Source organism: Mycobacterium kyorinense (assembly GCF_001672775.1).
Taxonomy (GTDB): domain Bacteria; phylum Actinomycetota; class Actinomycetes; order Mycobacteriales; family Mycobacteriaceae; genus Mycobacterium; species Mycobacterium kyorinense_A.
Genome location: NZ_LZKJ01000009.1, coordinates 1 through 24,563 on the forward strand (window position 1 = coordinate 1; position 24,563 = coordinate 24,563).

Annotated in this window: 26 protein-coding genes; 8 read left to right on the forward strand and 18 right to left on the reverse strand. The window is 64.6% G+C overall.

What is annotated here, in order from left to right; translation table 11 throughout:
• Both A5707_RS00630 and A5707_RS00635 read left to right on the forward strand, forming a co-directional pair.
• A partial coding sequence (locus A5707_RS00630; RefSeq protein ID WP_156657400.1) for an alpha/beta hydrolase fold domain-containing protein occupies nt 1–281 on the forward strand: 281 nt, incomplete at its 5' end.
• 93 nt (nt 282–374) lie between these two features.
• Nucleotides 375–1,451, forward strand: coding sequence for a hypothetical protein (locus A5707_RS00635; protein ID WP_065012603.1), 1,077 nt, complete (start codon nt 375–377; stop codon nt 1,449–1,451).
• Here the strand turns inward: A5707_RS00635 and A5707_RS24260 are convergent.
• Nucleotides 1,448–1,753, reverse strand: a complete 306-nt coding sequence (locus A5707_RS24260) for a ferredoxin (RefSeq protein ID WP_065012604.1) — start codon at nt 1,751–1,753, stop codon at nt 1,448–1,450. The two genes, A5707_RS00635 and A5707_RS24260, sit on opposite strands and share 4 nt — an antisense overlap.
• Entirely contained in the window at nt 1,753–2,892 is a 1,140-nt protein-coding gene (locus tag A5707_RS00645) for a Rieske 2Fe-2S domain-containing protein (RefSeq protein ID WP_065012605.1), read from the reverse strand. Before A5707_RS00645 ends, A5707_RS24260 begins: the two co-directional genes overlap by 1 nt.
• 99 nt (nt 2,893–2,991) lie before the next feature.
• Here A5707_RS00645 and A5707_RS00650 point away from each other — a divergent pair, with 99 nt between their 5' ends.
• Nucleotides 2,992–4,695, forward strand: coding sequence for a 3-ketosteroid-delta-1-dehydrogenase (locus tag A5707_RS00650; RefSeq protein ID WP_065012606.1), 1,704 nt, complete (start codon nt 2,992–2,994; stop codon nt 4,693–4,695).
• Here A5707_RS00650 and A5707_RS00655 read toward each other — a convergent pair whose 3' ends face one another.
• Nucleotides 4,696–5,370: a PadR family transcriptional regulator gene (locus A5707_RS00655; protein WP_065012607.1), complete on the reverse strand. Its 675-nt coding sequence runs from the start codon at nt 5,368–5,370 to the stop codon at nt 4,696–4,698.
• A 100-nt stretch (nt 5,371–5,470) separates the two neighbouring features.
• On the opposite strand from A5707_RS00655, the gene A5707_RS00660 reads away from it, so the two are divergent.
• Nucleotides 5,471–6,100 carry a PaaI family thioesterase gene (locus tag A5707_RS00660; protein ID WP_232000585.1) on the forward strand — a complete coding sequence of 210 codons (630 nt, stop codon included), beginning with the start codon at nt 5,471–5,473 and terminating at the stop codon, nt 6,098–6,100.
• Here the strand turns inward: A5707_RS00660 and A5707_RS00665 are convergent.
• Complete coding sequence (locus A5707_RS00665; RefSeq protein ID WP_065012608.1) at nt 6,072–7,355, reverse strand: amidohydrolase family protein; 1,284 nt, start codon at nt 7,353–7,355, stop codon at nt 6,072–6,074. The genes A5707_RS00660 and A5707_RS00665 overlap by 29 nt on opposite strands.
• Before the next feature lie 114 nt (nt 7,356–7,469).
• Between A5707_RS00665 and A5707_RS00670 the strand changes: the two genes are divergently transcribed.
• Entirely contained in the window at nt 7,470–8,399 is a 930-nt protein-coding gene (locus tag A5707_RS00670; protein ID WP_065012645.1) for an NAD(P)-dependent oxidoreductase, read from the forward strand.
• A gap of 1 nt (nt 8,400) precedes the next feature.
• Here the strand turns inward: A5707_RS00670 and A5707_RS00675 are convergent, their stop codons facing one another.
• Complete coding sequence (locus A5707_RS00675; protein ID WP_065012609.1) at nt 8,401–9,231, reverse strand: SDR family oxidoreductase; 831 nt, start codon at nt 9,229–9,231, stop codon at nt 8,401–8,403.
• Nucleotides 9,232–9,327: 96 nt separating this feature from the next.
• Nucleotides 9,328–10,263 carry an enoyl-CoA hydratase gene (locus tag A5707_RS00680; RefSeq protein WP_065012610.1) on the reverse strand — a complete coding sequence of 312 codons (936 nt, stop codon included), beginning with the start codon at nt 10,261–10,263 and terminating at the stop codon, nt 9,328–9,330.
• 155 nt (nt 10,264–10,418) lie between these two features.
• On the opposite strand from A5707_RS00680, the gene A5707_RS23625 reads away from it, so the two are divergent.
• The 3 genes from A5707_RS23625 to A5707_RS00690 are packed head-to-tail and all read left to right on the forward strand — an operon-like array spanning nt 10,419 to nt 12,666.
• On the forward strand, nt 10,419–10,583 hold the full coding sequence (locus tag A5707_RS23625; RefSeq protein WP_156657405.1) for a hypothetical protein: 165 nt from the start codon (nt 10,419–10,421) through the stop codon (nt 10,581–10,583).
• The gene (locus tag A5707_RS00685; RefSeq protein ID WP_065012611.1) at nt 10,584–12,062 is read left to right on the forward strand and encodes an alpha,alpha-trehalose-phosphate synthase (UDP-forming); all 1,479 of its coding nucleotides are present in this window, start codon (nt 10,584–10,586) and stop codon (nt 12,060–12,062) included.
• Between the two features lie 40 nt (nt 12,063–12,102).
• Nucleotides 12,103–12,666, forward strand: coding sequence for a hypothetical protein (locus A5707_RS00690; RefSeq protein ID WP_065012612.1), 564 nt, complete (start codon nt 12,103–12,105; stop codon nt 12,664–12,666).
• Between the two features lie 3 nt (nt 12,667–12,669).
• On the opposite strand, the gene A5707_RS00695 is transcribed toward A5707_RS00690, so the two are convergent.
• From A5707_RS00695 to A5707_RS00750, 12 genes are all read right to left on the reverse strand, one after another.
• Nucleotides 12,670–13,152, reverse strand: coding sequence for a mammalian cell entry protein (locus A5707_RS00695; protein ID WP_065012613.1), 483 nt, complete (start codon nt 13,150–13,152; stop codon nt 12,670–12,672).
• On the reverse strand, nt 13,152–13,835 hold the full coding sequence (locus tag A5707_RS00700; protein ID WP_156657408.1) for a mammalian cell entry protein: 684 nt from the start codon (nt 13,833–13,835) through the stop codon (nt 13,152–13,154). Before A5707_RS00700 ends, A5707_RS00695 begins: the two co-directional genes overlap by 1 nt.
• Complete coding sequence (locus A5707_RS00705; RefSeq protein WP_065012615.1) at nt 13,832–15,541, reverse strand: virulence factor Mce family protein; 1,710 nt, start codon at nt 15,539–15,541, stop codon at nt 13,832–13,834. The genes A5707_RS00700 and A5707_RS00705 overlap by 4 nt, the downstream gene beginning before the upstream one ends.
• A complete protein-coding gene (locus A5707_RS00710) occupies nt 15,541–16,695 on the reverse strand; it encodes an MCE family protein (RefSeq protein ID WP_065012616.1) in 1,155 nt (384 codons plus the stop codon). Before A5707_RS00710 ends, A5707_RS00705 begins: the two co-directional genes overlap by 1 nt.
• Nucleotides 16,692–18,074 carry a virulence factor Mce family protein gene (locus tag A5707_RS00715; RefSeq protein ID WP_065012617.1) on the reverse strand — a complete coding sequence of 461 codons (1,383 nt, stop codon included), beginning with the start codon at nt 18,072–18,074 and terminating at the stop codon, nt 16,692–16,694. The genes A5707_RS00710 and A5707_RS00715 overlap by 4 nt, the downstream gene beginning before the upstream one ends.
• A 49-nt stretch (nt 18,075–18,123) precedes the next feature.
• Complete coding sequence (locus A5707_RS00720; protein WP_065012618.1) at nt 18,124–19,185, reverse strand: MCE family protein; 1,062 nt, start codon at nt 19,183–19,185, stop codon at nt 18,124–18,126.
• Entirely contained in the window at nt 19,175–20,224 is a 1,050-nt protein-coding gene (locus tag A5707_RS00725) for an MCE family protein (protein WP_065012619.1), read from the reverse strand. Before A5707_RS00725 ends, A5707_RS00720 begins: the two co-directional genes overlap by 11 nt.
• A complete protein-coding gene (locus A5707_RS00730) occupies nt 20,224–21,426 on the reverse strand; it encodes an MCE family protein (protein WP_065012620.1) in 1,203 nt (400 codons plus the stop codon). The genes A5707_RS00725 and A5707_RS00730 overlap by 1 nt, the downstream gene beginning before the upstream one ends.
• Before the next feature lie 59 nt (nt 21,427–21,485).
• On the reverse strand, nt 21,486–22,328 hold the full coding sequence (locus tag A5707_RS00735) for an MlaE family ABC transporter permease (RefSeq protein ID WP_065012621.1): 843 nt from the start codon (nt 22,326–22,328) through the stop codon (nt 21,486–21,488).
• A gap of 4 nt (nt 22,329–22,332) precedes the next feature.
• Nucleotides 22,333–23,097, reverse strand: coding sequence for an MlaE family ABC transporter permease (locus tag A5707_RS00740; protein ID WP_065012622.1), 765 nt, complete (start codon nt 23,095–23,097; stop codon nt 22,333–22,335).
• Nucleotides 23,098–23,357: 260 nt separating this feature from the next.
• Entirely contained in the window at nt 23,358–24,272 is a 915-nt protein-coding gene (locus A5707_RS00745) for a 3-oxoacyl-ACP reductase (RefSeq protein ID WP_065012623.1), read from the reverse strand.
• A gap of 13 nt (nt 24,273–24,285) precedes the next feature.
• Nucleotides 24,286–24,477 (reverse strand): ferredoxin, encoded by a 192-nt coding sequence (locus tag A5707_RS00750; protein WP_065012624.1) that lies wholly within the window; start codon nt 24,475–24,477, stop codon nt 24,286–24,288.
• Between the last annotated feature and the right edge of the window lie 86 nt (nt 24,478–24,563).

Here is a 24,563-nt window from a genome sequence, read left to right on the forward strand (position 1 = left end):
GCACAGGCGACGACGCGTATCGGGTGCCTGCAGATGTCACTGACCTTTCCGGGCTGCCGCCGGCGATCATGGTCACCGCCGAATGCGATCCAATCCGCGACTGGGGTGAGCGCTACGCAAACCGCTTGCGCGATGCCCGGGTACAGGTGACCATGACCCGCTACCCCGGTATGTACCACGGCTTCTTGATGCGCTCCGAGGCCACCGCACGGGGTCGACTGGCGATCGCCGAAGTCGGCGCGCTGCTGCGCGCGAAGTTCGCTCATCCGTTGAAGTTCTGACGGTTTGACGTCCCGATCACCGGACACCTGTGCGCTGCAATGCCGCTGGCGGCCGCAGAATCGAAAAACCAGCGGCAACCAAGAGGAGACCCGATGCTCACCGATCAGCGGCGCATGGAACTGTCCGACGTCCTCCGGCCCGCATCGCCGCCAAGGGAGGTCGACGATGTCTACCCGGACCACCAGCGCGAGCTACTGCTGGACACAGTGCACGGCAACGGGCCGTGGAAGCTGATCCTCGCTCATCACTTCGCGTCGGCTGAAGAGCTCATTGCGACCATGAGCGGCGTATTTCCCGAAGGCTTCGAACCCTCGCTGGATCTGTTTCTGACTCCGACCTTCCGCGGCTTCCTGGCGAACTACGGCGCCGTGCTGTATCCAGAATTGCACGATTGCTTTTACAACGCGCGCTTTGTGGAGATGGCCAAGGCCTACTGGAAAGCCGACTACGCCAAACCACAGATGATGCTGTTCAACATCAACGGCCCATGCGCCAATCGCGACCCGGGACATCTGGATTCGCCGAGCTTCCGCGGTGTGCGGTATGAGAACGCGCCGACGTGGCTGACCAGTGTCATGGGCAAGTCCGGGCTATTTCAGGATTACCTGATCAAGATGGCGCAGGTGATTACCTGGTTCTCACTGGATTCGGGCAGCGGCTTCACCTATTGGCCCGATGGGCCGCTCAAGCCGCCGCAGCGGGTGCTGCCACCGGTGTACAACCGCGGCGTCGTGGTGCAAAACGAGATGATGGTGCACCGCGGCGAAGCCAACGGGCCCCTGGATGAGCAGATCCCCGCCGGGCTGAGCTTCGACACTGTCTTTACCGGCGACCCGGCCGAGCGCGACTGGTGGCTGCTGAAGAACGGCGACGACGTGATCGCCCGCCATCACACCGACCAGCTGCGCTTTCTGGTGCACTGGTCGGCAGAAGTGTTCTCCGACTTCGACGAGTTGAAGAAGAACATGGACGGCTCCGATGACCTGACCATCGAGCAGGCCATCGACACCTTGGTCAAAGACGTCAACACGCAGGGCATCAAACTCGCGACCCCGGACGACCCGCTGCACGACCCGGAGTTCATCCGCACCCTCAACGCGGCCTATGACTTCGGCGGCCCGTCGAGCTACCCGGAAGAAGCACCGATCAGCGCGTTCCAGTTGGCCTAAACAGACCGGCGGGTGTCTGCTATCTGGACTATTTCATCGACAACCGGCAGGTCGCCGTGACGGACTGCGTCGGCAATCGAGCCGCTGAGCGCCGAACACGCCAGGAACACACCGCGGCCCGAGTGTGCGGCGAGGTGCTGGGCGTCCCGCCGTTCAAGGCAAAGGGCGGAGGCTTGCGCATCCCATTGCACGCTGGTCTGATCCCAGCTGCTCTTTCGCGCCAGGACCCGCGCGCCGCAGCGCCGGCAGTCGACCGACACCATTGGACAGTCGGATAGCCGGTTGTCGACGCGAGCAGTCATCAGGTGGCTCCCGCCGCAGACCTCACGGCGAGGTTCGCTTCAACCACCTTCATCCACTCCTGGCGCGGACTGGTGGTGTCCAGCTCATACTCGAAGCGATCCACCATGTCCGGCGTCACGTCGGCGACGTCGACGTAGAACTGCTCATACCAGCGGCGTAGTTGATAGACCGGGCCGTCCTCCTCGCACAACAGTGGATTGTCGATGCGCGCCTTGGTCTTCCAAATCGCAACGTCCTGCTCGAAGCCCATCTTGACGAAATCGCCCAGGCCGATCGCGGTCTGCACCGCGAGCTCATCGGGCAGCGCCTCGGACTTTTTCACGATGATGCCGTACTGCAGCACAAAGGATTTGGCGTCGATCGGGTAGTGGCAGTTGATCAGCACCGTCTGGTGGTCGGCGTCCTCATAGTGATACGTCAGGTCGTCGATCATGAAGGACGGCCCGAAATACGACGCGACTGACGTGGTTCCGAGCATCTGCGACGTGCCCGGTTCGCCGACGTCCGGGCGGCCGGCGCTGTTCATGTACTGAGTCGCAACGTGACCTTCGAAGATGTTCTTGAAGTGCGTTGGCAGCGATCCATGGATGTAGAAGAAATGCGCCATGTCGACGACGTTGTCGATGATCTCACGACAGTTGCTATTGACGGTTGTCGTGTACCAATGCCAGTCGGTCCATTCGTCGGTGGTCGCCCCCTCGATACGCGGGATGGCGACTTCCGGCGGCGGCGGGTTGCCCTGCGGGTCGTTCCACACGAACAACATCCCGTCTTGCTCCAGCGTGGTCCACGTCGCGGTGCGGGCCAGCCTGGGGACCCGCTTGCTGTAGGGCACCTGCTTGCAGCGGCCGTCTCCGCCCCACCGCCAATCGTGGAATGGGCAGGCGATCTCGTTGCCCTTCACCTGACCTTGCGACAGATCACCGCCCATGTGGCGGCAATACCCGTCGAGGACATTGATCCTGCCGTCCCCGCTCCGGAAGACCACCAGCTTCTGTCCGAACGCATGCACGGCATGCGGCTTGCCGTCGCCAAACTCCTTGGCCAGGCCGAGACAGTGCCAGCCGCGAGCGAACCGAGACGGGACGGCCTCGGCTTCGATGTGCCGAATCTGGTCGGTGTTGGCTTGCAACGTCATGTCTTCGTTCTACGACTGTCGGTCGGCTTATCGTGGTGGCCATCCCGCTGGCAGGGAGAACAGCTCACGTCGGCAACTTGGCGACCTAGTGTCATTGTCGTGGCGACTTTTCCCTCCGGCACTATCCCGGCCGGTTTGCCTGTCCGCGATACCACCGTTGACCTTCTCGTCGTCGGCTCGGGCACCGGAATGGCAGCGGCGCTCGCCGCCCAGGAACGCGGATTGACCGTGTTGATCGTTGAGAAGTCGTGGTATGTCGGCGGCTCGACCGCCCGATCGGGCGGCGCGTTGTGGTTGCCGGCGAGTTCCGTCCTTGCCGAACGCGGCGGTGACGACACCGTTGAACGCGCCCGGACATATCTCCAGTCGGTGGTGGCCGGCAGCGCTCCTGCCGAGCGGTCCGACGGCTATCTGCGCAACATGACCGCCACCGTCGACATGCTCCGGCGCACCACGCCGATGCGGTTCATGTGGGCCAAGGACTATTCGGACTACCACCCCGAGGAACCGGGCGGAACCGCCGTCGGCCGTACCTGCGAGTGCCGGCCCCTGAACTCGGCGATCCTCGGCGAGTACCGATCCCGACTGCGACCGGGGGTGCTCGAGGTCAAGCTGCCCATGCCCACCACCGGCGCCGACTACCGGTGGATGAATTTGATGGTGCGGGTTCCACAGCGGGGCCTACCGACCATCGCCAAACGCTTAGGCCAAGGCGTCGGCGGACTGTTGCTCGGTCGGCGTTATGTCGCGGGTGGGCAGGCCTTGGCGGCCGGGCTCTTCGCCGGGATTCTGCGGGCTGGGATCCCGATTTGGACCGGCACCGAGCTGCACCGGTTGACCACCGACGGCGGCCAGGTCACCGGTGCCGTCGTCGGGCACAAGGGACGCGAGGTCACCGTCGCCGCGCGGCGCGGCGTGGTATTGGCCGCGGGCGGGTTCGACCACAACATGGGCATGCGGTGGAAGTTTCAGTCGGAATCTCTCGGCGAGAACATGAGCCTGGGCGCGGAAACCAACACCGGTGACGCGATCCGCACCGCTCAAGATATCGGTGCCGCAATTGACCTGATGGATCAAGCGTGGTGGTTTCCGGCTGTGGCGCCGCTGCCCGGCGCCGCTCCGTCGGTGATGCTGGCCGAGCGGTCTTTGCCTGGCTCGCTGATCGTCGATCAACACGGCGCCCGGTTTGTCAACGAGGCAACGGATTACATGTCGTTCGGGCAGCGGCTGCTGGAACGCGAACGCTCCGGCAGCCCGGTGGAATCCATGTGGATCGTGTTCGATCAGCAGTATCGAAACAGCTATGTCTTTGCCGGCGAGCTGTTTCCCCGTATGTCGATTCCGCAAAAGTGGTACGACGCCGGTATCGCCCATCGCTCGAATGGCCTTGCCGACCTCGCCGGCAAGATCGACGTTCCCCGATCGCAGTTCACCACCACCGTGGCTCGCTTCAACGAGATGTCGCGAGCCGGAGTCGATTCCGACTTCGGCCGAGGAAGCAGCGCCTACGACCGTTACTACGGCGATCCGACGATCGACCCCAATCCCAATCTCCGTCCGCTGGATAAGGGGCCGTTCTACGCGGTAAAGATGGTGCTCAGCGATCTCGGTACGTGCGGCGGTCTACGCGCTGACGATCGCGCTCGGGTGTTGCGCGAGGACGGCAGCATCATCGAGGGCTTGTACGCGATCGGGAACACTGCAGCCAACGCGTTCGGAACTACATATCCCGGTGCGGGTGCCACGATCGCCCAGGGATTGGTGTACGGCTACGTCTGCGCCCGCCACGCTGCCCGAGGGTGATCAGTCCGGTTCGTCGGCGTCGGCCTTCTTTTCAATCTCGTACCAGAATTCCGGTGTGGGCCACGGGACTTTGGAAGGGCCGCCCTTCCCTGTCTGGGGGAAGGCCGCTTCTGCCTCGTCAAGGTCCTTGATCATCTTCAGGGTGAGCTCCCGCTCATTGGCGTAATACCGTTCGGCCCATTGCAGTGCGACGCGGGCGTATGCCCAGGATGGATCGGCGCCGGCCCACCGGGCGTCCTTGGCCGCCCTGCGGTGCATTTCATCGGCAAATGCCAGGTGGTCTTGCAGCACCTGCTTGAGCCTTTCCGGGGTGGTGAGGTGTCCAAACGTGATCCGCAGCAACGGGCCATGCTTGAGCGTCGGATGGTCGACTGGCGCCTCGTTTGCCCACCGGGTCACCGCCGCCAGCCCGGCCTCGGTGATTTTGTACAGTCGGCGATTGCGCGTGCGACCAGTGTTCTCGACGCGCGAGGTCACCAGGTCCAGCCGCTCCAGCTTCTTGAGTTCGGAGTAGATCTGGCTGTAGGCCGGACTGCCGTAGTAAAAGCGCATGCTCCAGTCGATCCACTTGCGGATGTCATAGCCGGAGAGCTCGTACTCATACGACAACATGCCGAGCAGCGCCCAGCTGGTTGCCGCAAGATTCGGCTTGCCGGGCGGATCGCTGCCGTTCATTTGGCCAGGTTAACAACGCGGGGTAGCCGCTCGTCGGTCGCTCACCGCTGGCCGGGACACCACATTGCCCAGCAGGCCGGCCGTCGCGCAGGCTTTGTCCGTGATATCCGAACAGGAACGTGGACAGCTCGAGGCGGTATACGGGCCGTTGGCTGATTCGGTGCGCCGCCTCATCGACGCCACGATCAGAACGCAAGTCGACGCAGCAGCACTCGCCGAAGTGAAGAACAAGATCGATTGCGCAACCGAGGAATTGAGCGCGGCATTGATGCCGGGCTCCTTTGGTGTGCGGCAGACCGCCGATGGTCAACCGATGGCATGGGGCAACGTCATGATCGGACTGCGCAACCCAGTTGCCCCGCCGCTGGTCGTCCACCATGGCGCCGACGGCCTGGTGTGGACCGAGTTCCGCCTCGGTGCGGCCTACGAGGGTCCGCCCGGACACGTGCACGGCGGCGTGTGCGCGATGGTCCTCGACCACGTCTTGGGCGCAACCGCGCACAAGCCGGGACGGCCGGCCTACACCGGCACTTTGTGCGTGCGTTATCTGCGTGGCACACCGCTTGGTGCGCTACGCGCCGAGGCACGCGTTGACCGCGTGGAGGGAGTCAAGACATTCGCCGTGGGCCACATTGCCGACGCTCGGGGCGTCACCGTCGAGGCTGAAGGCGTGTTCATCCACCCGCGGCAGAACCTGGACGCTAACCGCGGGCCGGAGCCAGTCGCTTGAGGGCCAGCCCACCTTCGAACGGCCGGTAGCCGAACGCCGCCGGGGCACGATATCCGGTGTCCTCGAGCGGCGTGTGCACCTCGGCAACCGTGGGCCCGATCTTGGCGGCGACGGGAGCCAACGCATCGAGGTCGAACCGGTACAAGCGGGCTGCGTTGCTGCCCAAGATCTTTCGGGATTCGTCGGTGGACCTGTCGTGCAAAGCCCAGCGGATCGCCAACTTTGAGTGCGGCGCGAACCCCTCCTCGTGCGGATAGTCGCTGCCCCACATGATGTGGTCTGCCCCCATGAAATCGATCATCATCGAGTCGTAGGGTGCCAACTCGCTCGCCAGATAGCAGTTCCGTTGGGCGTATTCACTCGGGGACATGGTCAACTCATCGACGGAGGAACCGCCGAACATCCCGTAGGTGCGGTTGCCGGCCTCGGATTTCATGGTGGGCACCATCGCGTCGAGTACGGCCAGTTGCGGCTGCACCCAGAGGGTGCCTTGTTCAGTGGGCACGAACCGCAAGGTCGGATATCGTTCGAATACTCCGGCGAGGATCAGGTGCCCGAGCGTGCGATTGGCCCAAATCGCCATCTCGGTAATCAACACCGCGTTCGACGCAGGCTGGTCCATCGGCATCTCGGGGCTACCTGCCCCCGCGTGCTGCACCACCGTCAGGTCCAGGTCCGCACACAGCGCCCAGATCGGTTCGTAGCGGGTGTGAAAGAGTGGGGCGACGTTCGGGTCACCCGGTGAGACCGGCGGGATCAGCACGCCACCGAAGCAGTCCTGCTCGATGCCCCAGCGGATCTCCGCCACCGCCAACTCGACATCGTTCGGGAAAACTTGAATCAATCCGCGACGTCGTGCCGGAGCCAGCGAGCAGAAGTCGACCTGCCAGCGATTGTGGGCTTGGACGCCGGCCCACCGCTTCTCGAACTCGTCACGGGTTCGGGGCAGGCTGATGGTGATGTTGGGGGTGGTCGGAAAGAACGGCGGAACGGTGTTGGGCAGCAGCACTTCGCCGGCCACCCCGTCGGCGTCCATCTCGGCTATCCGGAGATCATGGTCCCAGTTCCGGTTGGCGGTGGCGATGATCAGGTCGTCGAACGGGCTGACGTACTCCTTCGCCCAGGCGTCGAACTCGTCGTGCAGGCTTGAGGGCAGATACGGCTTGTAGTCCTGCAGATCTGCCCCGGCGTGAGTGTCCGTCGAGATGACGACATACCGATCGATCGTGTCCCAGGTTTCACGAGTTTCAGTCATCGGGTCCTCCGGCCTTGTCGCTATCTGAGGCTAGCCTTCCGAATGGTTCGACGACCGCAAGATCTGCATCTCATTGAGCGGACGCACGCCGCAGTACACGGCATGGTGGAGACCATGGAAATCGGGTTCATCGGCCTGGGCAACATGGGCAGCGGTATGGCCGCCAATCTCGTTAAAGCGGGACATGCCGTCACCGTCTACAACCGCTCACCCGCCAAGGCCGAGACGCTAGCTCAGCAGGGCGCAACACCGGCGCGCACGGTGGCCGACGCGTGCGGCGGTGACGTCGTCGTCACGATGCTGGCCGATGACCCGGCGGTCGAAGACGTGGTGTTCGGTGAGCGCGGTGTGCTGTCGTCGTTACCGGCCGGCGCCACGCACGTCTCGGCCAGCACCATCAGCGTCGAATTATCCAACCGCCTGACCGCCGCGCACGCCCATGCCGGACAGCACTACGTCGCCGCGCCCGTGTTCGGCCGCCCCGAAGCCGCAGCTGCTGCAAAGCTTTTCGTGGTCGCCGCTGGCCCACCGCAGGTGCTCGAGTCACTGGCCCCACTGTTCGAGGCGATCGGCCAGCGGACCTTCGTGGTGTCCGAGCAGCAGCATGCCGCCAACCTGGTGAAGCTCTCCGGCAACTTTTTGATCGCATCGGTGATCGAGTCGATCGGCGAGGCTGTCGCATTGGTCGGTAAGGCTGGGGTCGATCCACTGCACTACGTCGACATTCTGACCTCGACGCTGTTCAGCGCGCCGGCCTACCAGACCTACGGCAAGCTGATCGCGCAACAGGAGTTCGAGCCGGCCGGATTCGCTGCGACGCTGGGGCTCAAGGACGTCCGGCTGGTGCTCGCCGCGGCCGAGGAGTTGGCGGTGCCGTTGCCGCTGGCCAGCCTGCTGCGCGATCGTTTCCTCACACTGCTGGCCAACGGCGGCGGTCACTTGGACTGGTCGGCGATCGCCACGCTCTCCGGCCGCGACGCCGGTATCGTGGCGATCGCCAGCGCGGCGAAGCCGGGCGCCGCGGGTCGTCACCAAAGTGCCTAGATCAGACCACTCCGCGTAATCCGTCGGCTCCGAACGCCGGCTCCAGCATTGCGGTGAAGTCGGGGCCGCGGCGCAACATGTGCCCGCCGTCGACATTGATGATTTGACCGGTGATCCAACTGGCGGCGTCGCTGAGTAGAAACATCGCCATGTTGGCGATGTCTTCGACCTCGCCCACTCTGGGCAGCGGAGTGCACATCCGGTAGTCCTCGCTCAGCTCCGGCGATTCGGTGATCGCCGCGACGAGGTCGGTGCGGATCAGCCCGGGACGGATGCCGTTGACGCGCACCCAGGACGGGCCGAGTTCGTCGGCGGCCAACATCATCAGGTGGTCGAGCGCCGATTTGGTCACGCCGTAGGCGCCGAACCAGCGGTGGGTATTGCTGGCCGCGATCGAGGAGATCCCGACGAATGATCCGCCGCCACCGCGGACCAGTTCGCGCGCGGCGTGTTTGAGCACATACATGGTGCCGTTCACGTTGAGGTCGACGGTGTTACGCCACGCGTCGGAGTCGACCTGGGTGATCGGCCCGATGGTCTGCGACCCACCGGCACAATGCACCACCCCGTGCAGGCGGCCGTGCCAGGCCGCCGCGGCTTCGACGACCCGGCCGGTTTGGTCTTCGTCTGTGATGTCGGCGGGCTCGCATCGGATCTCACCGGCGCCGCCGGCGGGCGCGATCTCCCCCGCGGCGGTATCCAGCTTGTCCGCGTCGCGGCCGACGATCACCACCGCAGCCCCTGCGGCCGCCAAGCCGGCGGCTACGCCCTTGCCGATTCCGCTACCACCGCCGGTAACCAGGTAGGTACGGTCCTCGAACGAGAGTTGCACGGTCGCTCCTCACAATGAAGTGTTCCGCCGAGCGTCACGCCAGCGTGGTCGTCGCCGCCGAGCGTCACGCCAGTGTGGCGCTGGGTTCGAGAGGGGTTACGGCTCGTCTTTGCGGGCCACTTTCGACGGCTTCGCCGTTCGCCAGTCCTCGACGTCGGGTGGCAGGCCGATCGGGTATCGGTTCTCGTTGTGCGCCGCCCAGTGCGCATGCCCGAGCTCGTGAACGTGGAATGCGTGCCGCAGCGCCTCGGTGAACCCCATCGCGTCGGACGCCGCGTTGACCGAGTCCTTGATCAGCAGCGCTCCCATCGTGGGCCGTTCGGCGATACGTCGCGCAAATTCCAGCGTCTTGTCCTCCAACTCGTCGCGCGGGAAGACCTTGGATACCATGCCCAGCCGATAGGCTTCGTCGGCGTCCAGCGAATCACCGGTCAGCAGTAGCTCTTTGGCTTTACGTGGACCGAATTCCCAAGGGTGCGCATAGTATTCGACGCCCGGCATGCCCATCCGGACACCGACGACATCGCTGAATTTCGCATTATCGGCGGCGACGATCAGATCGCAAGCCCAGATCAGCATCAGACCCGCCGAGATCGCGTTGCCCTGGACCGAGGCGATGGTGATTTTGCGCAGATCGCGCCACCGGCAGGTGTTCTGAAAAAAGAAGTGCCACTCTTGCAAGTAGGTCTTCTCGGCGATCGGCTCCCGGGTCGCGCCGTATCCACGGAACGTCGGGTGCTGGCTCGGGCCGGGCTTGCGCTCCAGCAGCGCTGCCTCCGACCCCAGGTCGTGACCGGCGGAGAAGTTCTTACCGCGCGCCGCCAAGATCACCACCCGAACGTCGTCGTCCGCCTCGGCGCGAGCGAAGGCCTCGTCGAGCTGCACCAGCAACGTCCGGTTCTGCGCGTTGTGCGCATCGGGCCGGTTGAGCCAGATCCGGGCGATCCGGCCCTCGTCGAGAATTTCGTAGGCCACCAGGTCGGCGGATTCGCCGTCGACCGCGCTGGTGCCCGCATGATCCGGGCTCGTCATTGTGCCCACCTCGCTTGTTCTCGTTTCAGACGCTTTGCACATTACGGCCAGAACGTAACGCGCGCGCCGCGGGGTGCCACGTCGCACAACGGCTCGATCAACCCCGGCTGCCAGCGCGGCTGCGACGCAAAACACACTTCGCATACAGTTATGTCATGCCTGCCAAATCAGACACTGCCGAAATCGGCGACGTGGAACCTTTAGCTGACAGCACCGCGCGCCAGGCCAGGCGGGTCGTTGCCGCCTACGCCAATGACGCCGACGAGTGCCGCATTTTCCTGTCGATGCTCGGTATTGGACCAGCGAAAACCGAGAGCTAAATGGCTCCGGGGGGCGGCAAGAGCTCGAAAGATTCGGGCCCCGGGGACTCCGACTTCGTGGTGGTCGCCAATCGGCTGCCCATTGACATGGAGCGGCTTCCCGACGGGAGCACCACCTGGAAGCGCAGCCCGGGCGGGCTGGTCACCGCGCTGGAGCCGCTGCTGCGACGTCGGCGTGGCGCCTGGGTCGGTTGGCCGGGCATCAGCGACGGCGCCGTCGAAGACGACGATGCCCCGATCGAGGCAGAAGACCTGCGGCTTCATCCGGTATGGCTGTCCGCTGACGACGTCGCCGAATACTACGAGGGGTTTTCCAACGCCACCCTGTGGCCGCTGTATCACGATGTCATCGTCAAGCCGATCTACCACCGCCAATGGTGGGACCGCTATGTCGACGTCAACCGGCGGTTCGCCGAAGCCGCCTCACGCGCCGCCGCCCGAGGCGCGACGGTGTGGGTGCAGGACTACCAGCTGCAGCTCGTCCCCAAGATGCTGCGCGAGCTGCGGCCGGATCTGACCATCGGGTTCTTCTTGCATATTCCGTTTCCTCCGGTCGAGCTGTTCATGCAGATGCCATGGCGCACCGAGATCGTCGAAGGGTTGCTGGGCGCCGACCTGGTCGGCTTTCATCTGGCCGGGGGCGCGCAGAACTTCCTGATTCTGTCCCGACGTCTGGTCGGCGCGAACACCTCCCGGGGATCCGTGGGGGTGCGGTCGCGGTTCGGCCAGGTGGAGCTGGATTCTCGCACCGTTCGGGTGGGTGCCTTCCCGATCTCCATCGACGCGGGCGACCTGGACCACAAGGCCCGGGACCGCGCTATCCGGAAGCGCGCGAAAGAGATCCGGGCCGAGATTGGCAATCCCCGTAAGGTCCTGCTCGGCGTCGACCGCCTCGACTACACCAAGGGCATCGACGTTCGGCTGAAGGCGTTCTCCGAACTTCTCGCCGAGGGTCGCGCCAAACGCGACGACACCGTGCTTGTGCAGCTGGCCACGCCCAGCCGCGAACGGGTCGAGAGCTACCAGATTTTGCGCAACGACATCGAACGCCAGGTCGGCCACATCAACGGTGAGTACGGCGAAGTCGGCCATCCGGTGGTGCATTATCTGCACCGGCCGGTCCCCCGCGACGAGCTCATCGCATTCTTTGCGGCCGCCGACGTCATGCTGGTCACCCCGCTGCGCGACGGGATGAACCTGGTGGCCAAGGAGTACGTCGCTTGCCGCAGCGATCTCGGCGGCGCGCTGGTTCTCAGCGAATTCACCGGCGCCGCAGCCGAACTCCGGCAGGCTTACCTGGTCAACCCGCACGACACCGAAGGCATCAAGGACGCGATCGAAACTGCGCTCAACCAATCCGACGAGGAAGGCCGGCGCCGGATGCGGGCCATGCGTCGTCAGGTGCTTGCCCATGACGTGGACCGCTGGGCCCGGTCGTTTCTCGATGCGCTCGCCGATGCGCACCCCCGGAACAGCTGAATCGTTGCTTCTGGCGCAGCGACGCTGCGATACTCGACGCGTGAGCATCTTCCGCGGCCTGAGCGCCGCTGCCTGCATGGCATTGGTGGCTGTGGGATCCGCGAGCCCCGCCCAGGCACTGGGTCCACCACCGGACGGGATCTACACGTTCACCGAAGACGGTGTGCCGGCGGGGACTTGGAAGATCGCCGCGCTCTGCGACCCGATATCCCGTCAGCGTGCCATTCCCGATTTCACCGACCCCGTCATCGCGGCAGACCTTTGCGCACTCAATGTCTCGAGCACGACACCGCGGGTGATCAGTCAGGCCGAGAAGCGAGCCAACTACATCGGGCGGGCCAGGCTGACAAGCGATCTGTGGACGTTCCAGGTGGGGAAGACCAATGGCGTGTCATGCCCGGACGGCAGCACCGCGGCGTCCACGGACACCTACGCCTTCGACGACGTATCGCTGACCGGCACCCACACCAGCATCCACGGTGCGGTATGCGGCATGGAGCCGGCGATGACGAAGACACCGTTCACGTTGGCGTTCAAGGGGCCACTGCAGGCCCCGGTGGAACGCTACCCACTGGAGTGCGACCCGATCGGCAGTTGCCGCTGAGGGCTAAATCGGCGTGATGTAGTTAATCAGCCACTTACCGCCGACGCGCTTGTAGTCGACCCGCAACCGGCTGCCGTCGTAGACCGGTTGCCGGGATTTATCGGTCACCGTGCGGTTCAAATACACCATGACCGACGCCGAATCACGTTTGGCTGCCATGACTCCCACCCCGACAACGTTGGCCTGGACGACCACCTCGCGCTTTTTGGCTTCCGGGATGATCTGCTGGGTGGCGCTCTTTTCGAACTCCTGCCGATAGCCGGGCGTGAGCAGCTGATAGGTAGCCGTCAGGCTGCGCTCGACCGTCTGGTAGTCGTAGCCGAACACCTGCGGTATTTCCTTGGCGGCCAACGGCGCCAGCACAGCCCGCGCCGACTGCTCCCCGCGAGCCTGCACCCGGTCCCAGTAAAACCAGCCGCCGGCCGCAGCCAACCCGACGAAGGCGGTAGTCATCACGCTGACGACGGCGGCGATCAACCACCGCATCAATTGCCACCCTCTGGATACTTCAGGTCATAGCCGGTCATCCGCCCAGTGTCGTCCTGGTGCACGATGACTCGCATCCGGTAGGGCATCGAAGGCTTGTTGACGCCGTCGAGGTCGGTGACGGTGACCCGGACCGACACCAGTACCGAAGCGTTGTCGGTGACATCGTCGAAGCCCTCCAACGCGGCACCGTTGACAACCACTTCTGAGGTGGCGTCGGTGTGACGGTACAGGGTCTTGATGTTCTCGGCGTTGCTGCTGAGCATGCCCCGCAGCGGCCCGCTGGTGCCGTCGACCGCTCGCGTCACGCTCTCGTCGATGGTCTCTTGGGTGTAGCTGAACATATTGACCACCGTCTGAGTGGCCGTGTCGACGAAGCGCTGATCGCGCAACCGCTGGGCCTCGGCATCGCGGTGCTGGAAGAACAGCGCGGCCACGCCGGCAGTCAGCGCCGCGATCCCGACCAGTCCGGCCGCCAGCGCGACCATGCCCACCAACCGGCGATGTGCGGGCCGGCGCGGTGGCGGACCGACCGGCGCGGCCCGCCGCTTGGTCGGCTCTGCCGGTGTCTCCACGCGCACCGTGGTAGCGGTAGCCGTCTCACCGCCGGTGGGACCGGCCGCGCGCGAAGCCCGCCGACGCGTGCGGCGCTTCGTCGGCTCGGTCGGCTCGGCGTCCGTCACAACTGCCTCGGATCGCGCATCAAGTCCACCCAGTTCTCCGCGGTCGATGGTCTACCGGGCGCGAAGATACCAGTGCCACCTGACGGGTCCTGGAAAGTTCCCGTGGCCTCGTCATAGGTCGTGTAGGCAGCACCGCTGGCCTGCGGCACCGGCCCGGGTGGCGGGCCCCACGGCTTTTCCGGCGGCGGGCCTTGCGGAGGGTTGATTCCGATCGGCGGCGCCGGCGGCGGCAGGTTTTTCGGGAACGGGATTTGCGGCGGCTGCGGCGGGTAGGGCGCCGGCGGTATCCACGCTTGCCGGCCATCGGTGCCGCCGGTGTTGGGTGGCGGCGGCGTCGGGAACGGCTGGTGCGGTGCCGGTCCGGGCCCAGCGACCACACCAGGCGGGGGCGGCCCCACTATCGGTGTGCCCGGATCCGGGTCGGCGCCCGGCGGGATATACGGAAAATGGTTGGGCGGCGTGATGTTGAGCCCGTTGGTCATCGGGGTGCCGTAGGGGATCGGCGGTCCGCGCCACGGGTTGGTGCCGATCGGCACGTAACCGCGCGGGTCGCGGCACAGCGCCACCGTCGGCGCCCGCTTGCCCGGGAACTCCTGACAGGGGTAGTTGCGCGCGCCGCGGACGGTGGACGCGTCGTTTTGAGCAGTCTTGCAGTACATATCGGTCGGGATTTCCCGCACGGTCTCGTCCGCGGGTGTGCGGATCAGCGGCGGCGGGATGAAGCCGACGTTGCATGGCGGCGGGTCGATGTTGATCTTGAAGTCCAGCTTGGCGCCCTCGTCCTGAGGTACCCCATTGGCGGACGTGGTGATGGCGGCGAACAGCGCCGGCAATACCACCAGCAGCTGCTCGATCGACTTGTGGTAGATGACGCCGACCCGCCCCAGGTTGGCCAGGCTGGCCGCCAGCATCGGGAACGACGGGCGGATGCCGGAGAACGCCGTGTTGGCTTCGTCGGCCGCAGACGGAACCACTGCCAGCAGCTCGCGAAGCTGCGGGTCGGCCTGCCGCACCTCGGAGGTGAACCGCGCCAGCCCGTCGGCCAGCGACCTGATGTCGTCGCCCGAGCGAATCTGGGCCTGCAAGAACGGACCCACCTGGTCGATCAACTGCGAGGTCTGCGGATAGAACGCGTTGGCCTCATCCACCAGCAGCCGCGACGATTCGATCAGCCTGGCCAAATCCGGGCCGGTCCCGTTGAACGCGGTGAACGTCTCGTGCAGCAACTCCCGCAGTCGGGTGTCGGCCACGCTGTTGACCAGCGTCTCGGACTGACGCAGCAGAGTGGCAACATCCTGGCCGATCCGGGTGTTCTGTTGGCCGATCCGAGATCCGTTGTGCAGCTTGGTCGCCGCCGGAGTGTCACCGGGTACCAGGTCGACGTACTGCTCTCCGATGGCCGACACACTCTTGACGGTGGCAGTCACGTTCGACGGGACGGCTGTCCCACTGTTGAGCCGCATGACCGCGTCGACGCCGTGCGAGTTCAGCGTCACCGACTCCACCCGGCCGACCTCGACGCCGCGGTAGGTGACGTTGGCGTTCTTGTACAGACCGCCGCCCGCGACGAAGTCGGCGGTCACCCGGTAGGTTCCGACGCCCAGCGCGGCCGGCAACCGCAGGTAGAACGTCGCCATCACGGCAACCGTGATCACGGTGACCACCCCGAAGATGGCCAGTTGCGTTCTGGTCAGCCGGTCGATCATCAGTTCTGCCCTCCGACCGCCCCGGGCGGGATTTTGAACGGGTCAGCCGCCTGCCCCGACAGGTTGGCCATCGAGCCGATCAGCCAGTCCGGCGGGTTGAGGATCTCGTCCATGTGGCGCATATTCGGGTCCAAAACCGATGTGGTGAAGAACGTTTCACCCAGCCGGCGCACGGTGAGGTCGAAGGTGGTGAACACGTTGAGGTAGTCACCGCGCACCGCCTGCTTGATGCCGTAGTTCGGGAACGGGAACGTCAGCAATAGCTGCAGCGAGCTGACGAATTCCTTCTTGCTGTCAGCCACTGCTTTGGTCGCCTGGTAGATGTACTTGACGTCCTCGGCGAAGTCGACCTTGGTTTGCGCGAGCACGTTCGACGCCACCGTCGCCGTCTTCTTGAGCGCGGCGAACGCCTCGACGATGTGGTCCCGGTTCTTGTTGAGAACCAGCAGCGCCTCCGGCAGCGAGTCCAGCGCGCGACCGAGGCTGTCCTTGTTGTTCGCCAGGATCGTCGAGAACCGGTCCAACCCATCGACGGCTGCGACGATGTCGTTGACTTGATTGTTCAATCCGGCGGTCAACTCCGCGAGCCGCGGCACCAGGCCTTCGAATTCACCTTCCCGGCCGGCCACCGCGCGATAGGTCTCGTCGGTAATCTCTTGTAGCGCACCGAGGTTACCTTTGTTGACGACGACGCCGAGCGCCGAGAGCACCTCTTCGGTGGTGGGATAGCGACTGGTGTGGGACTCCTGAATGGTCGACCCGTCGGCCAGCCTGCCCACCGGATTCTTCTTCGGGGCAGCCAGCTCGATGTGCTGGGAGCCCAGCAGCGAGGTCTGCGCCACCTTGGCGGTCGAATTGGCCGGCAGCACCACGTTGCGGTCCAGCGCCAACTTGACTGCGGCAAAGAAACTTCCGTCCGGGCGCTGCACCGCGTCGATCCCCGAGACACTGCCGACGGTGACATCGTCGACCATGACCGGGGAGTTCTGCGGCAGCGTTGCCACGTCGGCCAAGTCCACGGTGATCGAGTAGGCGCCAACGCCGTGACCGGCGGTGCCGGGCAGTGCGATGGAGTTCAAGCCGCCGAACTGACAACCGGCGAGCAGCACGCTGCCTGCCCCGATCACCACTCCGCGCAACACTTTTCGGCTCATCCGCCGGCTCCCTGTTCGGCGGGCAGTGGGCCTGACGGCGCGCCGACGGGCGCCGGCGCTGGTCCCGGTGCGGGACTGTTGGGCGCGTTGGGGGCGGGCGGAACGAGCAGCGCCTGCAGGTCGTCCGGGTTGGGCGGATGCACACCGGGCGCCGGTACCCAGGTCAACTCCGGAATCGGGGTCTGCGCCTTGGCTTCCGTAGCGGGCGTGTCATAGATGATCTGGCCCTTGTATGCGGTGATCGAGTTGATGGGGTGGAACATCATCGGCGGGTAGTTCGCCGTCAGCCGGCGCAGCGGCGGACCCAGCCGCTCCCGGCAGATCTCGGCGCGCTTGTAGTAGTCCGGTGCGACCAGACCGGCGGCGGTGTCGAACGAGCCGCCGCAGATGAACTGAACCGGGTTGGAGAATTCCGGAATCGACAACAGCCCGTTCAGCGTGCCCTGCGCAGGGTCATAGATGTTGTAGAAGTTGCTGATCCCCGGACCGGCAACGTGCAACACCTGTTCAATGTTTTCGCTCTGGTCGCTCAACGTCTTGCTCAAGTCGCCCACCTTGTTGACCGTTCCGATCAACGTCGAGTTGTTCTCGTGCAAAAAGCCTTTGACGTCGTTGAGCGCCTGGTTGAGGGCCCCGATGGTCTGATCGAGATGGTCGGAGCTGTGGGCGAGCACCTGCGACACCGAGGCCACATGCCCGGAGAACGCGACGATCTGTTCGTTGCTCGTCGACAGCGCTTCGACCAACACTTGCAGGCTCTTGACCGCACCGAAAATGTCGGTGCGCGAATCGCCCAACCGGCCCGCGGCTTGGGACAACTCGCGTAGTGCGCTGTGGAATGATTCGCCGGTGCCGTCGAACGTGTCGGCGGCCTGGTTGATCGCCTTACCCAGCGGCCCCTGCATCTGTCCCGCTGCCGGACTGAGTTGATTGGCCAGATCGGTCAACGATTCTTTGACCTCGTCCCACTCCACGGGCACCGCGGTGCGAGACAGGTCGATGCTTGCTCCGTCTGCCATCACCGGCCCGCTGGTGTAGGCGGGGGCAAGCTGAATGAAACGCGCTGCCACCAGGTTCGGAGCCATGATGACTGCCCGCGCGTCCTGAGGGACTTTGACACCGCGGTCTACCGACATGGTGATCTTCACGTCTTCCGCGCGTGGTTCGATCGAGTCGATCTTGCCGACCGGCACGCCGACGATGCGGATTTGGTCTCCGGGATAAAGGCCGACAGCCGACGTGAAGTAGCCGACGATCTTGTGGCCGGTGCGCGCCGGCCAGACCAGGTAAGCGCCTGCTGCGATGAGAACCGCGAGTGAGACGGCCAGAGTCAGCCGCAGCGTTCGGCTGCGTTGTTGGAGGACAGAGGCGATAGTCATGGGCGCCGCTCCTCCTCATCACTTCGTTCTGCATCGTCGACGGCGCGGGTCATGGCGACTGCGGCCTAATGATCCACCGCTCCTGGATCAGCCCGCGCAGGTAGTCTGCCAAGCTGTCCGGGATCTTGCCGGGCTGGAAGACGGCGTCGAACATGATCCCGACGATCGGTGCCGGTACCACGCCGTAGACGTTTACGTTGAACCCGGGTCCGGAGCCAACAACCTCTCCCAGCGTGGTCGCGTATGGGGGCAGGCGTTTGAGCGCCTCGCTGATGTAGTCGCGGCGCTCGTTGAGCTGATCCAAGACCAGATTGAGCTTGGACAGCGACGGGCCGAACTCTTTGCGGTTGTCGGCCACGAAGCCGGAAAGCTGATGGGAGACATCGTCGATCCCGGAGATTAACTGGCCCAAGGCAGCGCGGCGCGCGTCCAGCGCGGCGAACAATTGGTTCCCGTCCAGGATCAGCTGGTTGACCTGCCCGGCGCGGTCGGCCAGGATCGCCGTCACCGACTTCGCGTGTGCCAGCAGGTTTCCCAACGCTTCGTCGCGACGGTTCAGCGTGCGAGACAATGACGTCACGCCGTCCAGGGCACCGCGCAGTTGCGGGGTGGCGTCGCGCAGCGCGTCGGTGAGAACCTGCAGCGACTTTTCGAATTGGTCTTTGTCTAACTCGCCGGAGTTGCGGCCCAGATCCTGTAGCGCGGAGTTGAGGGCATACGGCGTTGTCGTGCGGCTCAGCGGGATCGTCGTTGCGCTACCGCTGCCCGCCGGGGTCACCGAGATCGCTCGCTGACCCAGGATGGTGTCGGTCCGAATCGATGCCAGCGACTGACTGCCGACGGCGATGTGGCGGTCCACGGTGAACGACACCTTGGCGGCGTCACCGGCCAGCGCGACCGACTTCACCTGGCCCACTTTGATACCCGAGACGTAGACGTCGTTGCCGGGCGTGATGCCGCCGGCGTCGGTGAAGTAGGCGTCGTAATCCCGGCCTTGTGGCCAAAACGGTAACCCGGTGTAGCCGAATGCGACCAACACGATGCAGATCACCAGGGTCAATCCGAAGATGCCGGTCCGCAGCGGATCGCGGCCTTCTGCGTTATTTGGCAAAAGCGCACCTCCCCTTGCTGGGGTCCGGCTGGCCGCCCATCGGGATCAGGATGTCGCTGCCGGCCGGTCCGTTGATCTTGATCGACACCGTGCAGAAGTAGATGTTGAAGTACGCGCCGTAGGCACCGAGCGCGGACAGCCGCAGGTAGTCCTCGGCCAGCTGCTCGATGTCGTTGTTCACTTCGTCTTGGCGATCGTTGAGTTCGGTGGCGATGGGCCGGGTGTTTTCGATGACGCCTTGCAGCGGCCTGCGTGCGCCCTTGAGCAATTCGGTCAGATCTGCAGTCGTGGATGCCAACGGCGGGATCGCCCCGGCGACCGCGTCGCGGTTTTGTGCCAGTCCGGTGATCAGTTGCTGCAACTGGTCGACGCTGGCCGAGAATTGTGCGCCCTTGTCGTCGACGGTGGTCAGCACCGCGTTGAGGTTGGTGATCACGTCCCCGATGACCTGGTCACGCGCGCCCAGCGCCGAGCTGAAGGCGTTGGTGTCGGCCAGCAGATTCGACAGCGCTCCGCCCTGGCCCTGCAACAGTTGGATCACGTAGCTGCTGATCGTGTTGACCTTGTCGGCGTCCAAGCCTTTGACCACCGGGCGCAGGCCGCCGAGCAGCGCGTCGAGATCGAGCGCCGGCTGGGTGTGGTTCCGGTCGATGGTCGCGCCGGCCGGCAACTTGCGCAGTTCGCCAGGGCCGGACGTGATTTCCAGGAACCGGTCGCCGACCAGGTTGTCGTAGCGGATCACCGCGCGGGTCGATGAATACAGCGTGTAGCGCTTGTCGACGGTGAACGCCACGTCAACGCTGTTGTCGCGGTTGAGCTTGACGCCCTTCACCGCGCCGACCGGCACACCGGCGATGCGCACCTTTTGCCCGGACTTCAGCCGCGTCGCGTCGGAGAAGTTGGCGTGGTAGGTGTTCGACGGGCCGAACCGGAACTCGCCGAAGATCACTACCAGCCCGAGTGCGACCAGCAGCATGGTGACGGTGAAGATGCCGACCTTCACCATCATCGAGCGGTGCGATTCGTGTACGTCGGCCATCAGAAGTCATCCCGTTCCGCGAAGGCGCCGTGGAACAAGAACTGCAGCGTCGACGGCGCATCCACCTGCATTTCGGTGAACGGCTCGTACGGGATGTAGGCGTTGTCGGTGACCAGGAACGGCGAGCGGAACCAGGAGCCGCCGGTCTGCTTGGTCGGGATATCGGGCAGCCCACGGCAATTGGGGCCGCCAGACGCGTTGACGATCGGCAGGCTCTCCGGATAGGTGTACGACGGCGCGCCGAGGATAAAGCTCGAGGAGGTGAACAAGCCAGCTTTGCGGACACCGAGCAGCGGCGCGAACTCGTCGAGGCCACGCTGGATTCCCCGGAACATGCAACCGAACTCCGGCGAGTAGTCACCGGTGACTTTCAGCGGGGCGCGCAGCCGCTTGATCGCGTCGATGAGGTCTTGCTCAGCGGGCGCCAGCGTGTCGTAGACATTGTTGGCCAGGCCGATCGTCGCCAACAGCGTGTCGTTCAAGTTGCCTTGCTGATCCACGACGGTCTTGGCAATCGTCGGCGTGTTCTGAAAGACGGTGACCAGGTCGGGGGCAGCGTCCGCGTAGATGTTGGCCACCTGGGCCACCTTGGCGAAGTCCTGCCGCAGGGTCGACAACTGCGGGTTGGTCTGTTGGGTAAGGGTATTCGTGCCCGCCAGCAACGCGCCCAGGTCATCGCCGTGACCGCGCAGGCCCTCGGCGATGGCGCTGATCGTGGCATTGAGGTCCACCGGATCGATCTTGTGCAACAAATCGATCAGTGACTGGAACAACGTGTTGACTTCCAGCGAAACCGCGTCCGCCTTAAGGTGCGCCCCCGGACGAAGGGATGTTGCCGACGGTTTCTGCGGCGGAATGAATTCCACCGACTTGGCACCGAAGATGGTGTTGCTGGCGATGTGAACGGTTGCATTCGACGGCACGAAACGCAGTTCGCGGCTGTCGATGGCCAATTCAAGCTGGGCCTGCTCGTCGGAGTATTTGACGTTCTTGACTTTGCCGATCTGGATGCCGCGGTATTTCACTTTGTTGTCGCGGTCCATCACCAACCCGGCGCGCGGCGCGGTCAGCGTGACGGTGTCGGTCGAGGAAAAAGCGGCGTTGTACGACAGGTACGTCAACAGCGCAAAGCCCACTAATAGAGAGGCCAGCAGCGTTGCTGCCAGCCTGACATGTGTGCGTCGTGCGCCCGTGCTTGCCATCGCTCCCTCTACCGGATTCCCCGGCTTCGCATAATCGCCTTGCTGTGCATCGTCGCCTGCTACCCGGAGAGGTTGAAGTTACCGGACGCGCCGTAAACCGCCAGCGAGATGAACAAAGTGATGACCACGACGACGATCAGCGACGTGCGCACCGCCTGACCGACCGCGATGCCGACGCCCACCGGACCACCAGAAGCGTTGTAGCCGTAGTAGGTATGGACCAGCATGACCGCGATCGACATCACGATGGCTTGCAAGAACGACCACAGCAGGTCGGTCGGATTCAGAAACGTGTTGAAGTAATGGTCATACAGCCCCGCCGACTGACCGTTGATGAACACGGTGGTGAACCGAGCGGCGAAAAATGACGCCAGTACCGCCAACGAATACAGCGGGATGATCGCGATCAACCCGGCGATCAACCGAGTGGATACCAGGTAGGACACCGAGTGCACGGCCATCGATTCGATCGCGTCGATCTCCTCGGCCACCCGCATCGCCCCGAGCTGTGCGGTGGTGCCGGCCCCGATAGTGGCGGCCAGCGCAATACCGGCCACCACCGGCGCGACGATGCGGACGTTGAGAAACGCCGACAAAAACCCGGTCAGCGCCTCGATGCCGATGTTGCCCAGCGACTCGTAACCCTGCACCGCGATGACGCCGCCGGACGCCAACGTCAAAAACGCTGCCACGCCCACTGTTCCGCCGATCATCACCAGCGCGCCGGTGCCCATGGTCATTTCGGCGATCAGCCGCACCGTCTCTTTGCGGTAGCGCGTCAGCGCATTGGGGATGTAGCGCATCGACTCGCCGTAGAACAGCGCCTGCTCGCCGAAGTCGTCGATCGGCCCGCCGAAGCGTGAGAAGAAACGGCGAAAACGCAGGGTGGCGTCGTAGCTCATCGATTCACCGGCTCAGCACTCGAACGCCGATCGCCGTCATAATCACGTTGATCACGAACAGGCAGATGAACGCGTAGACCACGGTTTCGTTGACGGCGACGCCGACCCCTTTCGGGCCGCCCTTGACCGTCAGCCCCCGGTAGCAGCCGACCAGGCCGGCCACCACACCGAACAACAACGCCTTGACTTCGGAGAGCACCAGCTCACCGAGGTGCGTCAGCACGGTCAGCCCGTTGACGAAGGCGCCCGGGTTGACGCCCTGCAACAACACCGAGAAGACGTAGCCGCCGGCGATGCCGATCGCCGAGACCAGGCCGTTGAGCAACAGCGCGACGAACGTCGACGCCAACACTCTGGGGACGACCAGCCGCTGGATCGGGTCGATACCCAAGACCCGCATAGCGTCGATTTCCTCGCGGATGGTCCGAGCGCCCAGATCGGCGCAGATCGCGGTGGCGCCGGCACCGGCCACCACCAACACGGTGACGACGGGACCGAGCTGGGTAATGGTCCCGAAGGCGGTTCCTGCTCCGGAGAGGTCAGCTGCACCGAGTTCGCGCAGCAGGATATTGAGGGTGAACGCGACGAGGACCGTGAACGGAATCGCCACCAGCAGCGTCGGGATCAGCGAAACCCGGGCGATCATCCAGGTCTGGTCGAGAAACTCGCGGAATTGGAACGGGCGTCGGACCGTCTTGCTGAACGTCTCCAGGGACATTTCGACGAACCCGCCCACGGCCCGGGCCGGAACCGCAAGCTGTTGGATCAACCTGGTCCCTTTCTCCCGCGGCTGCCTGCAACTTGGAGCGAAGCTATACTTCTCCGGTCGGCGCCGTCAAAGCTGCCTTCTGAGCGGACGACGCTCCGCGTGAGCGGGATCATATTAACTAGAACACGTTCGCAGTGTCAAAGAACGGCAAAATTAGGTCAAGATTTATAGTTTAACCAGGTCAGAACCTATTGTGACCCACATCATTCTGGAACGTGTTCTAGCTCCACCGGGCTACCGCGCGGGTCCCCCTCACCGGATCAGGACTCCATCAAGCTGGACGCGGCGAAGTTCACCTCGGGGTCGCGTTCAGCAAAGTAATCGTGCAGCGTCGTGCTGAGCTCGTCGGGGTCCCAGGCCTGCGCGTCCGAGGTGAATTGATGTTCTGCGGTGGGCGCGGCCACCAGCGTGACCCGGGGCCCGTAGACGATGAAAACCTGGCCGTTGACCGCTTCAGCCGCCGGGGAGGCCAAAAACCGGACCAGCGTGACGACGTGTTCGGGTGAGAGCGGGTCGATCTGGCCCTCGCCGACCTCGGGTGCTGCGCCGAAGACCTCGGCGGTCATCGCGGTCCGCGCTCTCGGGCAGATCGCATTGGCGCAGACCCCGTAGCGGCCCAGCGCTCGCGCGGCAGACAGGGTCAGCGCGGTGATGCCGGCTTTGGCGGCACCGTAGTTGGCCTGCCCGACCGGACCGACCAACCCCGCTTCCGACGATGTGTTGACGATCCGGCCGTAGATGGAGCCACCGGCTTCTTTGGCCTTCGACCGCCAATAGGTGGCTGCGTTGCGGGTAAGCAGGAAGTGGCCGCGCAGGTGCACCGCGATGACGGCATCCCAGTCCTCGTCGGACATATTGAACAGCATCCGATCGCGGGTGATCCCGGCGTTGTTGACGACGATGCTCAGCCCGCCCAGGCCGTCGGCGCAGCTGATGAGTTCGTCGGCGGTGGAGCGCTGGCTGATGTCACCGGCCACCGCGACTGCTTTGGAGCCGGCGGCGCTGATCTCGTCGAGGACGTCGGATGCGTCCAGCGCGGTGGCGATGTCGTTGACGACGACGCTGGCCCCGGCTCGAGCTAAGCCGATCGCCTCGGCACGTCCCAAGCCAGCGGCCGCACCGGTGACCACCGCGACCTTGCCGGATAGATCGGTCGCGTTCGTGCTGCTAGTCAATTTATGAATACCTCTAGTCTTCGCGTTTCAGAGCCGCACGTGGGCATTCGGCGATGGCCTGTTCGGCCAGCACTTCCCGGTCGGCAGGAATCGGATCGGTTTTGACCACGGCGTAGTCCTCGTCGTCCAGTTCGAAGACGTCCGGCGCGATTCCTACGCATATCGCGTTGCCCTCGCACCGATCGCGGTCCACTATCACTCGCACGGGATCCTCCTTGGGCGTTTCCGACTGGCGGTATTCCCACCATACGACGAAAGGCCGGGCGAATCGGCCGCTGGACCCCCAGACTA

Bases quoted from the DNA above. Each gene is read 5' to 3' on its own strand.
- A5707_RS00635 (WP_065012603.1), top strand. From the start codon at position 375: ATGCTCACCGATCAGCGGCGCATGGAACTGTCCGACGTCCTCCGGCCC.
- A5707_RS24260 (WP_065012604.1), bottom strand. From the start codon at position 1,753: ATGACTGCTCGCGTCGACAACCGGCTATCCGACTGTCCAATGGTGTCG.
- A5707_RS00645 (WP_065012605.1), bottom strand. From the start codon at position 2,892: ATGACGTTGCAAGCCAACACCGACCAGATTCGGCACATCGAAGCCGAG.
- A5707_RS00655 (WP_065012607.1), bottom strand. From the start codon at position 5,370: ATGAACGGCAGCGATCCGCCCGGCAAGCCGAATCTTGCGGCAACCAGC.
- A5707_RS00665 (WP_065012608.1), bottom strand. From the start codon at position 7,355: ATGACTGAAACTCGTGAAACCTGGGACACGATCGATCGGTATGTCGTC.
- A5707_RS00670 (WP_065012645.1), top strand. From the start codon at position 7,470: ATGGAAATCGGGTTCATCGGCCTGGGCAACATGGGCAGCGGTATGGCC.
- A5707_RS00680 (WP_065012610.1), bottom strand. From the start codon at position 10,263: ATGACGAGCCCGGATCATGCGGGCACCAGCGCGGTCGACGGCGAATCC.
- A5707_RS23625 (WP_156657405.1), top strand. From the start codon at position 10,419: ATGCCTGCCAAATCAGACACTGCCGAAATCGGCGACGTGGAACCTTTA.
- A5707_RS00685 (WP_065012611.1), top strand. From the start codon at position 10,584: ATGGCTCCGGGGGGCGGCAAGAGCTCGAAAGATTCGGGCCCCGGGGAC.
- A5707_RS00695 (WP_065012613.1), bottom strand. From the start codon at position 13,152: ATGCGGTGGTTGATCGCCGCCGTCGTCAGCGTGATGACTACCGCCTTC.
- A5707_RS00705 (WP_065012615.1), bottom strand. From the start codon at position 15,541: ATGATCGACCGGCTGACCAGAACGCAACTGGCCATCTTCGGGGTGGTC.
- A5707_RS00710 (WP_065012616.1), bottom strand. From the start codon at position 16,695: ATGAGCCGAAAAGTGTTGCGCGGAGTGGTGATCGGGGCAGGCAGCGTG.
- A5707_RS00715 (WP_065012617.1), bottom strand. From the start codon at position 18,074: ATGACTATCGCCTCTGTCCTCCAACAACGCAGCCGAACGCTGCGGCTG.
- A5707_RS00725 (WP_065012619.1), bottom strand. From the start codon at position 20,224: ATGGCCGACGTACACGAATCGCACCGCTCGATGATGGTGAAGGTCGGC.
- A5707_RS00730 (WP_065012620.1), bottom strand. From the start codon at position 21,426: ATGGCAAGCACGGGCGCACGACGCACACATGTCAGGCTGGCAGCAACG.
- A5707_RS00735 (WP_065012621.1), bottom strand. From the start codon at position 22,328: ATGAGCTACGACGCCACCCTGCGTTTTCGCCGTTTCTTCTCACGCTTC.